Source organism: Pseudomonas sp. Z1-14, assembly GCF_051132005.1.
Classification (GTDB): domain Bacteria; phylum Pseudomonadota; class Gammaproteobacteria; order Pseudomonadales; family Pseudomonadaceae; genus Aquipseudomonas.
This window is the reverse complement of sequence record NZ_CP071646.1, coordinates 5888239-5901468: the sequence shown is the minus strand read 5'-3', so window position 1 is coordinate 5901468 and position 13230 is coordinate 5888239. Positions and strand designations below refer to the sequence as shown.

The 13230-nt window shown below is 61.3% G+C and carries 12 protein-coding genes; 5 read left to right on the top strand and 7 right to left on the bottom strand.

What is annotated here, in order from left to right; all coding sequences use genetic code 11:
* Nucleotides 1-71: 71 nt before the first annotated feature.
* On the bottom strand, nt 72-1331 hold the full coding sequence (locus J3P89_RS27060; protein WP_434577927.1) for an IS256 family transposase: 1260 nt from the start codon (nt 1329-1331) through the stop codon (nt 72-74).
* 495 nt (nt 1332-1826) lie between these two features.
* Here J3P89_RS27060 and betT point away from each other — a divergent pair, with 495 nt between their 5' ends.
* Nucleotides 1827-3788 (top strand): choline transporter BetT, encoded by a 1962-nt coding sequence (gene betT / locus J3P89_RS27055; protein ID WP_434604961.1) that lies wholly within the window; start codon nt 1827-1829, stop codon nt 3786-3788.
* A gap of 124 nt (nt 3789-3912) precedes the next feature.
* Here betT and J3P89_RS27050 read toward each other — a convergent pair whose 3' ends face one another.
* Nucleotides 3913-4653 (bottom strand): SDR family oxidoreductase, encoded by a 741-nt coding sequence (locus J3P89_RS27050; protein WP_434602495.1) that lies wholly within the window; start codon nt 4651-4653, stop codon nt 3913-3915.
* A gap of 120 nt (nt 4654-4773) precedes the next feature.
* Between J3P89_RS27050 and J3P89_RS27045 the strand changes: the two genes are divergently transcribed.
* The 4 genes from J3P89_RS27045 (at nt 4774) to mgrA (ending at nt 7567) form a co-directional block, all read left to right on the top strand.
* The gene (locus tag J3P89_RS27045) at nt 4774-5664 is read left to right on the top strand and encodes a LysR family transcriptional regulator (protein WP_434654149.1); all 891 of its coding nucleotides are present in this window, start codon (nt 4774-4776) and stop codon (nt 5662-5664) included.
* A gap of 128 nt (nt 5665-5792) precedes the next feature.
* Nucleotides 5793-5975 carry a type II toxin-antitoxin system HicA family toxin gene (locus J3P89_RS27040; protein WP_305497539.1) on the top strand — a complete coding sequence of 61 codons (183 nt, stop codon included), beginning with the start codon at nt 5793-5795 and terminating at the stop codon, nt 5973-5975.
* Nucleotides 5976-6067: 92 nt separating this feature from the next.
* Entirely contained in the window at nt 6068-6469 is a 402-nt protein-coding gene (locus J3P89_RS27035; protein ID WP_434698063.1) for a type II toxin-antitoxin system HicB family antitoxin, read from the top strand.
* A gap of 60 nt (nt 6470-6529) precedes the next feature.
* On the top strand, nt 6530-7567 hold the full coding sequence (gene mgrA / locus J3P89_RS27030) for an L-glyceraldehyde 3-phosphate reductase (protein ID WP_434570362.1): 1038 nt from the start codon (nt 6530-6532) through the stop codon (nt 7565-7567).
* A 185-nt stretch (nt 7568-7752) separates the two neighbouring features.
* Here mgrA and tauD read toward each other — a convergent pair whose 3' ends face one another.
* The 5 genes from tauD to gshA all read right to left on the bottom strand — a co-directional run bounded on the left by tauD (nt 7753) and on the right by gshA (nt 13101).
* Nucleotides 7753-8595, bottom strand: a complete 843-nt coding sequence (tauD, locus tag J3P89_RS27025; protein WP_434673291.1) for a taurine dioxygenase — start codon at nt 8593-8595, stop codon at nt 7753-7755.
* 49 nt (nt 8596-8644) lie between these two features.
* Nucleotides 8645-9484, bottom strand: a complete 840-nt coding sequence (gene tauC, locus J3P89_RS27020; protein ID WP_434696196.1) for a taurine ABC transporter permease TauC — start codon at nt 9482-9484, stop codon at nt 8645-8647.
* Complete coding sequence (tauB, locus tag J3P89_RS27015) at nt 9481-10275, bottom strand: taurine ABC transporter ATP-binding subunit (RefSeq protein ID WP_434696195.1); 795 nt, start codon at nt 10273-10275, stop codon at nt 9481-9483. Before tauB ends, tauC begins: the two co-directional genes overlap by 4 nt.
* A 19-nt stretch (nt 10276-10294) precedes the next feature.
* The gene (gene tauA, locus J3P89_RS27010; RefSeq protein ID WP_434626565.1) at nt 10295-11272 is read right to left on the bottom strand and encodes a taurine ABC transporter substrate-binding protein; all 978 of its coding nucleotides are present in this window, start codon (nt 11270-11272) and stop codon (nt 10295-10297) included.
* Between the two features lie 245 nt (nt 11273-11517).
* Nucleotides 11518-13101, bottom strand: a complete 1584-nt coding sequence (gene gshA, locus J3P89_RS27005; RefSeq protein ID WP_434696194.1) for a glutamate--cysteine ligase — start codon at nt 13099-13101, stop codon at nt 11518-11520.
* Between the last annotated feature and the right edge of the window lie 129 nt (nt 13102-13230).

Below are 13230 nucleotides of genomic sequence, written 5' to 3'. Positions count from 1 at the left end.
CGGACCCGTGGGGGAGTGTCAGATTTTTTGTGTGCGGGCCGGTAACGGCCTGCCGTTAGGCAGACCTTCATTTACCACGTCGGCCTGATGAACCGATCCCCGTACAGGATCGCGAACTGATTCATGGCGCTTTTCCAGTCATGGGCTGCACTGCCCCAGTTTGCGGTTATATTGCGCAAGCCCAGCCAGATTAACTTGGTGGCAGCTTCATCGGTTGGGAAGTGCCCCCTCGTTTTAATGATCTTGCGCAGTTGAGCGTTGATGCTCTCGATTGCATTGGTCGTGTAAATCACTTTCCGGATGGCGGGCGGAAAGACAAAAAACGGGATGACTCGATCCCAGGCGCGTCGCCAGGCAGCTACGATGGTTGGGTACTGTTTGCCCCAGGGGCCATTTTCGAACGAGTCCAAAGCCGCTTCGGCGGCCTCGGCGTTGATCGCTTGATAGATCGGCTTAAGCGCTTTGGCCAGTTCCCGACGTTTGTCCCAGGCTGCATAGTCGAGGCTGTTGCGGATCAGATGTACGATGCAGGTTTGCAAAGTCGTCTCAGGAAACACCGCGCTCAGGGCTTCTGGCATGCCTTTGAGACCATCGGTCACGGCAATCAGCACATCTTCGACTCCGCGTGTCTTGAGGTCATTGAAGACCTTCATCCAGAACTTGGCGCCTTCCGTTGTCTCGATCCAGATGCCCAAGATATCGCGGGTTCCGTCCGGTAATACGCCCAAGGCCAAGTAGATGGCCTTATTGCGGACCAGTCCTTCTTCCCTGATTTTGACCCGCAACGCGTCGAAGAAGATGACCGGATACATCTGCTCAAGCGGTCGTTGCTGCCAGGCGCCGATCTCCTCCATCACCGCGTCGGTGACCGAACTGATGAAGTCGTGCGAGACATCTGTCCCGTACTGTTCCAAGAGAAACGCGCGAATCTCGCGAACCGTCATGCCCCGAGCGTACATGGCGATGATCTTGTCATCGAACCCGGTAAAGCGCCGCTCATGCTTGGGAATCAGGATCGGCGCAAAGCTGCCATCGCGATCACGGGGAATCTCCAGACGAAGCGGACCGTCGTCTGTCAGAACGGTCTTGCCGCTTTTACCGTTGCGCTGGTTACTCGACTCCTCGGGACGCTCCGCGCCCTGAGGATAGCCAAGATGGTGGCCCAGCTCTGCGCCCAGGGCTCGCTCGATAAGCGCCTTCTTGAAGGCCATCGACGCATCCTGAATCGCCTCGGCAGTCATTGGGCCTTTGACGAACTGATCAATCAGCTCCTTCGGGATCGAAGGGAGCTCGGCTTTGGCCTCCAAGGCCGTCTTCTTTTTGGTTGGCATACATGCACCTCTTCAGCATGTTATGCCCGAACACAAAATTTCTGACAGTCCCACCCGTGGCGAGGGAGCTTGCTCCCGCTGGGCCGCGCAGCGGCCCCAAAACCTGCCAGATGCGGAGCGTCAGACCCACCGCACTCGCCGGGTTACGACTGCTTCGCAGCCGAGCGGGAGCAAGCTCCCTCGCCACAGGCGCATCATTCTCTCAACTGAACCGCTCCCACAGGATTTGCGTTACCACTGAACGAATGATCTGCGAACTGCGTCATACCCACCCATGGGCTAGTGTAGGAAACGTGCCATCGAGCCCTGCGATTAGTCCTTGGCAGCCTATTCATGTTTAACTTGAACGTTCATTCAAGTTAAACCATTGGTTTGCTGCCCGCTCACAACAGGAGGCTTGCCTTTGCCGAGTCCGTTTGCGCACGTCATGATTTCGCTTTGCGAGGTGCTCCATCGATGAGTACTTCGTCCCTCCCATCCAGCGGCCTGGTCCGCATGAATCCGCCGGTGTTTTATTTCGCCGCGACCTTCATCCTGCTGTTCGGCCTGGTCGTCATTGCCGTGCCGGAGCAGGCCGGCGCCTGGTTGCTGGCCGCGCAGAACTGGGCGGCCAATACGGTCGGCTGGTATTACATGCTGGCGATGACCCTGTATCTGGTCTTCGTGGTGGTCACCGCCTTGTCCGGCTACGGCAAGATCAAGCTCGGTGCCGACCACGACGAGCCCGAGTTCAGCTACCTGTCCTGGGCCGGCATGTTGTTTGCCGCCGGGATCAGCATCACCTTGTTTTTCTTCTGCGTATCCGAGCCCCTGACCCATCTGGTCCAGCCGCCCCAGGGCGAAGCCGGCACCGCCGATGCGGCGCGCCAGGCGATGCAGATCCTGTTCCTGCACTGGGGTTTGCACGGCTGGGGTGTGTTCGCTTTCGTTGGCATGGCCCTGGCGTACTTCGCCTACCGACACAACCTGCCGCTGGCCTTGCGGTCGGCGTTGTACCCGCTGATCGGCAAGCGCATCAACGGGCCGATCGGTTATGCGGTGGACGGTTTCGGCATCATCGCGACCGTGTTCGGCCTTGGCGCGGATATGGGCTTTGGCGTGCTGCACCTCAATTCCGGTCTGGATTACCTCTTCGGCATCGCTCACACCCAGTGGATCCAGGTCGGGCTGATCGTGCTGATGATGGGCGCGGCAATCATTGTCGCCGTGGCTGGCGTCGACAAGGGCGTGCGCGTCATGTCCGATATCAACATGCTGCTGGCGTGCGCGCTGTTGCTGTTTGTGCTGTTCGCCGGACCGACCCAGCATCTGCTCAATACGCTTATCCAGAATCTCGGCGATTACCTCGGCGCCCTGCCGATGAAGAGTTTCGACCTGTATGCCTACAACGAGCCCAGCGACTGGCTGGGCGGTTGGACAGTGTTCTATTGGGCATGGTGGATCGCGTGGTCACCGTTCGTGGGGCTGTTTATCGCACGGATATCCCGTGGCCGGACGATCCGTGAATTCGTGTTCGGCGTGCTGCTGATCCCCTTGGGTTTCACCCTGGCGTGGATGTCGATTTTCGGTAACAGCGCCATCGATCAGGTCCTGAACCATGGCATGAGCGCCCTGGGCATGTCGGCCCTGGACAACCCGTCGATGAGCCTTTACCTGCTGCTGGAAACCTACCCGTGGAGCAAGACGGTAATTGCGGTCACGGTGTTCATCAGCTTCGTGTTTTTTGTCACGTCCGCCGACTCCGGCACCGTGGTGCTGTCGACATTGTCGGCCAAGGGCGGCAGCCCCGATGAGGACGGGCCGAAATGGCTGCGGGTGTTCTGGGGCGCGATGACTGCCCTGGTGACCAGTGCCTTGCTGTTCTCCGGCAGCATCGATGCCTTGAAGTCGGCGGTGGTGCTGACGTCCTTGCCGTTCTCGCTGATTCTGCTGCTGATGATGTGGGGCCTGCACAAGGCGTTCTACCTGGAGTCGCAGAAGCAGATCGCGCAGTTGCATTCCCTCGCGCCGGTGTCGGGCTCCCGACGGGGCACTGGCGGTTGGCGTCAGCGCTTGAGCCAGGCGGTGCATTTTCCTTCCCGCGACGAGGTGTATCGCTTCCTCGATACCACGGTGCGCCCGGCCATCGAGGAGGTGAAGGCGGTATTCGCCGAAAAGGGCCTGACGGTGGTGACCCAGCCAGACCCGGCCAACGACAGCGTCAGCCTGGAAATTGGCCACGGCGAACAGCATCCGTTCATCTACCAGGTGCAGATGCGGGGTTACTTCACGCCGTCCTTCGCCCGGGGTGGCATGGGCTCCAAACAGATCAACAATCGTCGCTACTACCGCGCCGAAGTACACCTGAGCGAGGGCAGCCAGGACTACGACCTGGTGGGGTATTCCAAGGAGCAGGTCATCAACGACATCCTCGACCAGTACGAGCGGCACATGCAGTTTCTGCATCTGGTGCGCTGAAAGGAAAGAGTCTGCACCGCTCCGACGTCTTCGCGAGCAGGCTCGCTCCCACAGGGACATGCGATACCCCTGTGGGAGCGAGCCTGCTCGCGAAGGCGGTTTGGATGGTGCCGCAGAGCACGCCTCAGACCAGCCCTCCGTTAGCCCGCAGGATCTGGCCGTTCACCCAACCAGCGGCCGGGCTTACCAGGAATGACACGATGCTGGCGATGTCTTCCGGCTGGCCGAGGCGTTCCAAGGGCGGCATCCTGGCATAGTGCTGAACCTGCTCTTCGCTTTTGCCCTGCATGAACAGCTCGGTGGCGACCGGCCCCGGGGCCACGGCGTTGACGGTGATCTGGCGACCGCGCAGTTCCTTGGCAAACACCTGGGTCAGGGATTCCACCGCGGCCTTGCTGGCGATGTACACCGAGTAGCCCGGCAGGTTCATGCCCACGGTACTGCTGGAAAAATTCACGATGCGGCCGCCATCGTTCAGCCGGGTCGCGGCCTCGCGCAAGGTGTTGAAGGTGCCACGGGTGTTGATGGCGAACGTGCGATCGAACAGCTCGTCGCTGTGCTGCGCCAACGGCATCACCTGGAGGATGCCGGCGTTGTTGATCAACACATCGACCCTACCCAGTTGCGCTTCGACTTCATCGAACATCCGGCTGACGTCGGCGGCAACCGACACGTCGGCCTTCACCGCTATGGCCGGGTGCCCGGCCTGACGCAACTGTACCGCCAACTGCGAGGCCTCGGTGGCGCTGCTGGCGAAGTTGATGGCGACGGCAAACCCGTCGCTCGCCAATTGCCTGGCTATCTGCGCGCCGATCCCACGGGAGGCACCGGTGACGATGGCGACTTTGGCGTTTTGAGCAGTCATGGCAAGGATCTCCTTGAGATGTCGTGATGGGTTGAAGCCAGATTCACATGTTTACGCGCAGCGATAAATGCAGGAGAGTTGCCTTGACTGTTCAACATTCCTCAACAATCAGGGCTTCAGATGGATCAAGTCAAGGCGATGAAGGTGTTTGTCCGTATCTACGAGCGCAGCAGCTTCACCCTGGCTGCCGAAGACCTGAACATGCCCCGGGCCACGCTGACCCACACGCTCAATCAATTCGAAGCCTGGCTGGGTGTCCGTCTGCTGGAGCGCAGCACACGCAGGGTGCGTCCGACCCTCGATGGCGAGGCCTACTACCCACGTTGCGTGCAATTGCTGGCGGAACTCGAAGAAGCCGAGCTGGCGTTTCGCGGCGTGGCGCCCAAAGGCAAGTTGAGGGTGGACCTGCATGGAACCCAGGCGCGGTATTTCGTGATCCCCGCGTTGCCGCAATTCATGGCCCGCTACCCGGATATCGAATTGTTCATCAGTGAAGCGGACCGCTTCGTCGACTTGATCGCCGAGGGCGTCGATTGCGTCGTGCGCTCCGGTACGTTGGCGGATTCGTCGTTGATTGGCCGGCGTGTCGCCAATCTTCGCCAGATCACCTGTGCCAGCCCGGCTTACCTGCGCCAGTACGGTGAACCGAAAAGCCTGGAGGATCTCAAGCAGCACAAGGCGGTGAACTACGTCTCGCGCACCACCGCCAAGCTTTATCCATTCGAATTCATGGTCGACGGCGAACTCAAGGAGGTTTCGATCGGGGGCACGTTGTCGGTGTCCGGGGCAGAAATCTATGCGGCGTCGGCGATCGCCGGCATGGGCCTGATCCAATGCCCGTATTACCGAATGGAGGAGCCGATCCGCCAAGGCCTGATCCGCGAAGTGCTCGCCGCGACACCTCCGCCGTCCATGCCGGTGTCGGTGGTTTATCCACACAACCGACACATGTCACCGCGGGTACGGGTGTTTGTGGATTGGGTGGCGGAGGTGTTTGCGCAGGCGCGATGACTGGATTGTGGTAACGGTGCATCAGTTGGAGAGTTGAGCTAATATTTTTCAGAGTGTGTATTGTGTGTATCAAAACCCTCTTTCACAGCTAGAGTTTTCCGGCAGAGCTGTCGAATAAGGCATAGGTGATGCGAAGTCGGGAAATGATCAGGAAGATCGAAGAGGATGGTTGGTATCTGGTGGCGGTCAAGGGTAGTCATCATCAGTATAAACACGCTTTCAAGGCTGGGAGGGTGACGATCAAGCACCCTGACGCCGATCTGCCCAGAGGCACGATCAATAGCATTTTGAAACAGGCGGGCCTGAAATGAAGGTCATGACCGATTACGAAATCCCCGATGGGGATGCATTGTTATCAGACCGGTTGCTGCGGTTGCCGGGTCTGGAGGAAGGATTCGTCCACATGAAATTTCCGGTCGTTCTGCACAAGGATGCCGATTCCGAATACGGCGTGACGGTCCCGGATGTGCCGGGTTGTTTTTCCGCAGGCAGTACGGTGAGCCAGGCATTCCAAAATGTGAGAGAAGCGCTCTCGTTGCACTATGAAGGCCTGATAGCCGACGGCGAACCGCTGCCAAAGATCCATGAAATTGACGATCATCTCGACGATCCGCAATACGCCGGGGGGATATGGGGCGTGGTTGAGTTTGATGTCACGCCCTATTTCGGAAAGTCGGTGCGGTTCAACGCCACACTGCCCGAGCAATTGCTTGAGCGTATCGATCAAACCGTGCGACGAGACCAGCGTTACAGCTCGCGTTCGGGTTTTCTGGCAGCAGCGGCCTTGCGCGAACTTTCGACCTGACTGGTGCGTCTGTGAAATGTTAGCTTCTGCCACCCGCCGTCCGAACAGAGAGCTTTTTCGATGACCTACACCGCTGCGCAAAACCGCTACGAATCCATCCCTTACCGCCGCGTCGGGCGCAGCGGGCTGGTACTGCCGGCCTTGTCACTCGGCTTGTGGCACAACTTCGGCGACAGCACGCCGATCGACACTCAGCGGGCCTTGTTGCGCACGGCGTTCGACCTGGGTATCAACCACTTCGACCTGGCCAACAACTACGGCCCGCCCTACGGCAGCGCCGAAATCAATTTCGGCCGGTTGCTGCGTGAAGATTTCCAGCAATACCGCGATGAACTGATCATCTCCAGCAAGGCCGGCTGGGACATGTGGCCAGGCCCTTATGGCCAGGGCGGCGGTTCGCGCAAATACGTGCTGGCCAGCCTTGACCAGAGCCTTCAGCGCCTCGGTCTGGATTACGTGGACATCTTCTACTCCCACCGTTTCGATCCCGACACGCCACTGGAAGAAACCGCCAGCGCCCTGGCCACCGCCGTGCAGCAGGGCAAGGCCCTGTACATTGGCATTTCTTCCTATTCGGGCGTGAAGACCCGGGAAATGGCGGCGCTGCTTCAGGAATGGAAAGTGCCGCTGTTGATCCATCAGCCGGCCTACAACCTGCTCAACCGTTGGGTCGAGAAGGACTTGCTGGACGCCACCGAGGAACTGGGCACCGGCGTGATCGCCTTCACGCCGCTGGCGCAGGGCCTGCTGACCGACAAATACCTCAAGGGCATTCCGGCCGATGCGCGGGTCAATCGCCCGGGCGGCGGTTCGTTGCAGGCCTCGCATCTGTCAGATGAAAACATCGCCCACGTACGCGCCCTCAACGAGATCGCCCAGCGTCGCGGCCAGAGCCTGGCGCAAATGGCCCTGGCCTGGACATTGCGCGATCCGCGGGTCACCTCGGCCCTGATCGGCGCCAGCCGACCGGAGCAGATCGTCGAGAACGTCGGGGCGCTGCAAAATCTCGAGTTCAGCGCCGAAGAACTGGCCGAGATCGACCGGTTTGCCCAAGAGGGCGGGATCAACCTGTGGGAGAAGCCTTCGACGGCTGAGTGATTCCAGCCGGTTTATCAGGTTGAACGCAGGACCCGTGGCGAGGGAGCTTGCTCCCGCTGGGTCGCGAAGCGGCCCCCAGTTCATGTTGCTTGCGCATGATGAACTGATCCGAGATTTTGGGGCTGCTACGCAGCCCAGCGGGAGCAAGCTCCCTCGCCACGGGGATATGAGCCGTGGCGAGGCACTCACCTGAAAAACGGCACATCCCCCAACACCGTCGCCCGATGCATCACCCGCCGGTTGGGGCGGTAGTCGTCCACGGCGAAATGCTGGGTCACGCGGTTGTCCCAGAATGCCACGTCGTTGGCCTGCCAGCGCCAGCGAACGGTGAACTCCGGACGCGTCGCATGGGCAAACAGCAATTTCAGGATCGCCTCGCTTTCGGTTTCCGACAGCTCGTTGATGCGCGTAGTGAAGCCTTCGTTGACGAACAGTGCGCGGCGGCCGCTCACCGGATGAGTGCGAATCACCGGATGCGACAGCGGTGGATTCTTGCGCCGTGCTTCTTCCCAACGTAGCCGATCTTCCGCCGTGTTGCCAAAGCGTTCCAGCGGAAACGAACGAGTAAAGTCGTGGGTCGCCGTCAGGCCTTCCAACAGGCTTTTCAACGGTGCCGACAAGGCTTCGTAGGCCGCGATGCCGCTGGCCCACAACGTATCGCCGCCGAATGCCGGCAGCAGCTTGGCGCTGAGCACCGCGCCCATGGCCGGGGTCGGCAGGAAGGTCACGTCGGTGTGCCACACCGCGTTGTCGCGCACATCGGTGACGGCGGTGTCGAGCACCAGCACTTCGGGCTGCTCCGGTACGTTGGGGTAGATCGGGTGAATGTGCAGGTCGCCAAAGTACGCGGCGAAACGGGCCTGTTGTGCGGGTTCGATCGGCTGGTCGCGGAAGAACAGCACCTGATATTCGAGCAGTGCCTGCTCGATGGTGTCACGGTCTTCCGGGGCCAGTGGCTGGCTGATATCGATCCCGCTGATCTGCGCGCCGAGGGCAACGCTCAGAGGGGTAACGGTCGGACGGCTCATCGTCGTTCTCTCGGATCGGCGCCGAATGGTCGGCGTGGTCAATAAAGGTTCAGTGGGCCTGGCCGTGCCACGGCACCAGTTTGCGTTGCAGGGCGCGCAGGCCCATTTCCATGGCAAAGGCGATCAGCGCAATCACCAGGATTCCCAGCACCACGACATCGGTGACCAGGAACTGCGCTGCCGACTGCACCATGAACCCCAGGCCGCTGGTGGCCGCGATCAGTTCGGCGGCGACCAGCGTCGACCAGCCCACGCCCAGGCCGATGCGGATACCGGTGAGGATGTCGGGCAGGGCGCTGGGTACGATCACATGGCGAATCAGTTGCGCGCGCGTGGCCCCCAGCGATTGGGCAGCGCGCAGTTTCGCCGGGTCGACGGTGCGCACGCCGGTTGCAGTGGCGATGGCGATCGGGGCGAAAATCGCCAGGTAGATCAGCAGGACTTTCGACAGCTCACCGATGCCGCACCAGATCACGATCAGCGGCAGGTAAGCCAGGGGTGGAATCGGCCGGTAGAACTCGATCAGCGGATCGAGCACGCCGCGGGCAATACGGTTGGCACCGATGGCGATACCCACCGGCACCGCCGTCAACACCGCGAACAGCAGGCCCAGGCCAATCCGCCCGAGGCTTGCGCCGAGGTGCTGCCAGAGCGTGGAGTCCATGTAGCCGCTGGTAGCCAGCAGCCAGCCTTTTTGCAGCACGGCGGAGGGCGGCGGCAGGAAGAGCGGTTCGATCAGGCCGCTGGCGGTAACGGCCCACCAGAGCAACAGCAGCACCACCAGCGTCACGCCGCTGATCCATCGCGTCCTCAGGGTACGGCGCGCGAGGACTGGAGGGCGGGCGGCCACGGCGTCGCTGGCCACGGCTGGAACTTCATAGCTGCTCATGCGCGCTCCTGTTGCCGAGTGGCGCTGCGTTGGGAGAACACTTTCGCCAGCACATGCTCGCGGGTTTCGATGAAGCGCGGGTCGGACTTGATCGACCGCGCCGCTTCCCCCGCGCCGTAGCGGCGCCCGAAATCCAGGCTCAGGCGCTCGACGATCTGCCCCGGATCGGGGGCCAGCAGGATCAGGTCGGTGGCAAGGAATACCGCCTCTTCAATGTCATGGGTAATCAGGAACACCGGTTTGGCGGTACGTTGCCAGACTTGCAGCAGCAGTTCCTGCATCTGTTCACGGGTGAACGCGTCCAGGGCGCCGAAAGGTTCGTCCATCAGCAATACCCGTGGATCGGCCGCCAGCGCGCGGGCCAGCCCGACGCGTTGCTTCTGACCGCCCGACAGCTGCCAGACACGGCGCTTTTCGAAACCGGCCAGGTCCACCAGGGCGAGCATTTCCCGAGCGCGAGCCTCGCGCTTCTCCCTGGCAACACCCGCCAGTTCCAGGCCGAATCCGACGTTCGCCAACACGTCTTGCCAGGGCAACAGCGCATCGTCCTGGAACACTACGCCGCGCTCGGCACCCGGGCCTCTGACGGGAATGCCGTCCAGGGTGATCTGTCCGGCGCTGGGTTCCACAAACCCGGCAATCAGGTTGAGCAGCGAAGTCTTGCCGCTGCCGGAGGGGCCGAGGGCAACCAGCAACTGCTGCGGGCCCAAGGTCAACGAAATATCCGCCAGTACCGGTTTCGTTGCGCCGGGGTACTGTGCGCTGATGCGCTCCAGCTGTAGCAAGGCCATCTCGACGTCTCCTGTTTGATCAGCGGGTGATGTATTTGGCGCTGACGTATGGCGCGTAGTCCGGCAGCACGGCTTCAACCTTGCCTTGCTCCTTGAGGAACGCGGCGGTGTTGGTGATGGCCTGGGTGGTTGGGGCACCGAGGCTGACCACCTGGTCGGCGGCCAACGGGAATACGTTGCCTTGCAACAGCAATGGAATGTCGCTGGCCTTGGCGCCGGAGAGTTTCACCAGCTTGTCGATGTTCGATGCGTCGGCCAGCCAGGCTTGCGGGTCCTTGCGGTACTGGGCGTAGGCGTCCAGGGTGACCTTGGCGAAAGCCGTGACGATCTCGGGATGCTTCTGGGCAAAATCCTTGCGCACGATCCAGGCGTCGAAGGTTGGCGCGCCGAACTGGGCCAGTTCGGCGGAGGTGATCAGCACCTTGCCGTTTTCCTTGGCAACGCCCAGGGCCGGGTCCCAGACGTAGGTGGCGTCGATGTCGCCGCGCTTCCAGGCGGCGATGATGGCCGGTGGCGCGAGGTTGAGCACGGTGACTTTCGACGGGTCGATGTTCCAGTGTTTCAGCGCGGCGAGCAGGCTGTAATGACCGGTGGAAACAAACGGCACGGCGATTTTCTTGCCGATCAGGTCCTGCGGGGTCTTGATGCCGGAGCCATCACGGGCGACCAAGGCTTCGGCGGCGCCGATCTGGGTGGCGATGAGGAAGGTTTCCACCGGAACCTTGCGGGTGATGGCGGCGGTCAGCGGGCTGGAACCCAGGTAGCCGATCTGCACATCGCCCGAAGCGATGGCGGCGATGATATCGGCACCGTTGTCGAATTTTCGCCAGTTGATCTTGGCCTGGGTGGCTTTCTCATAAGCGCCGTCGGCCTGGGCGACTTTGGCCGGGTCGACGGTGGTCTGATAGGCCACGGTCAGGTCGGCCGCTTGGGCGAAAAGGCTCGCCGCGGCCAGGGAAGCGGCCGCGAGAAGGCGAAGGGGGAAACGCAAAGACATGGGGAAGCTCCTCAACAGGCCGCCGGAGAGTCGGCGTTGGAGGAGACTAAATGATCTAAGAATGGGTAAATAAATAACTTTTTAGAATTAGCTTATCTGCGAACACATCTATCCAGGATGGCTGATAACCCCCGTGGCGAGGGAGCTTGCTCCCGCTCGCTGCGTAGCGGCCGCAAGATGGGCCTGCTGCGCAGACCAGCGGGAGCAAGCTCCCTCGCCACGGAAGCGTCCTCGTCAAGAGGAGCTCAGTTACTGATCGCCAGAATGCTCGCCTGATACGAACCCACGAACACGTCGAAATCGCCCACTTCGTTCTGCTCCAGCTCGGTTTGCTGGACCAGCGACTGGCGTGCGGTGTTCTCGAAGTTGACCTGTTCTTCTGTCGACAACGGCTCGGCGCGGAAGAATTCGGCGTGGGCCTTGCTCTGACGCAGGGAGAACTCGGCGAAGCTCTCCCCGTGCTCGGCCATGGCGGCCAAGACCTTGGCGGACGGCGTCAGCGACGGGTCGCGGACTTTTGCCTGTTGCGCGTCGAGAGCCTGGCGATGGGCATCACCGCCTTGGCTCTGGTCAAGCAGGGCGGCCAGCGGAGCAATCTTTTCCAGCAATTCCATGGCCCAGGTTTGCATGTCCACCGATTGACCCTGGCGCTGCAATTGCAGGCCAGGCTTGCGGCCTTCCTTGACCACGGTCAGGAAGTTGCTCGTGGCGTTGCTGCACTCGTTGTTTTCCAGTTGCGGGCTGTCGTTGAGGCCGCAGTACAGCAGGAACGCATCGAGGAAGCGCGACTCGGTCAGGTCGATGCCCATCGGCAGGAACGGGTTGATGTCCAGGCAGCGCACTTCGACGTACTGGATCCCTCGGGCCATCAGCGCCTGGATCGGCCGCTCGCCGGTGTAGGTCACGCGCTTGGGGCGGATGTTGGAGTAGTACTCGTTTTCGATCTGCAGGATGTTGGTATTGAGCTGCACCCATTCGCCGTTCTGGTGAGTACCGACTTCGACATAAGGCGCATAGGGCGTTGCGACGGCTTTGCGCAGGCTGTCGGTGTAGCTCGCCAGGTCGTTATAGCAAGGTGTCAGGCCGGCTTGGGCGTTGCTCTGGTAGCCCAGGTCGCTCATGCGCAGGCTGGTGGCGTAGGGCAGGTACAAGGTGTCCGGGTCCAGTTGTTCCAACTGGTGCGGACGGCCGCGCAGGAAACCTGCGTCCAGGGCCGGCGAGGCGCCGAACAGGTACATCAGCAACCAGCTGTAGCGGCGGAAGTTACGGATCAGCGCGATGTAGGCCGAGGACTGGAAGTCGCGGTCGCTCACGTCGCTGGCTTCGTCCTGGCGCAGCAGGGGCCAGAGCTTTTCCGGGAGGGAAAAGTTGTAGTGGATCCCGGCGATGCATTGCATGGTCTTGCCGTAGCGCAGGGCCAGGCCCTTGCGGTAGACATACTTGAGTCGACCGATATTCGAGGTGCCGTAGTAGGCGATCGGAATGTCTTCCTCGGCCGGCAGCGGACACGGCATCGAAGGGCTCCACAGGTACTCGTCGCCGAGCTTGCTGTAGACAAACCGGTGGATCCTGTCGAGGCTGTGCAGGGTGTCGGCCGGGTTGGCCAGGGCCGGCGTGATGAACTCCAGCAGCGACTCGGAATAGTCAGTAGTGATCTGTTCGTTGGTCAGCGCCGAGCCCAGGGATTCGGGATGCGGGGTCTGCGCCAGGCGCCCGTCGCCCGTGACGCGCAGGCATTCACGTTCGATACCGTGCAGGCACTGCTCGAGCAGGGAGAGGTTGGCGCGCTCGCCGAGCAGGGCCAGGCGGCGGTTTAAAAGGTCGCTCAAGTTGAATTCCTTCACGCGTCAGTCGCCCCAATATGGGGGTGGGCAAGACGGTCTACAAGGGTGAAGTTGAAACTGGCGTTTTCGCCTGGTTTTTGTGCTGCCAAAGACAGGTCGTCGCAGCCCCTGTGG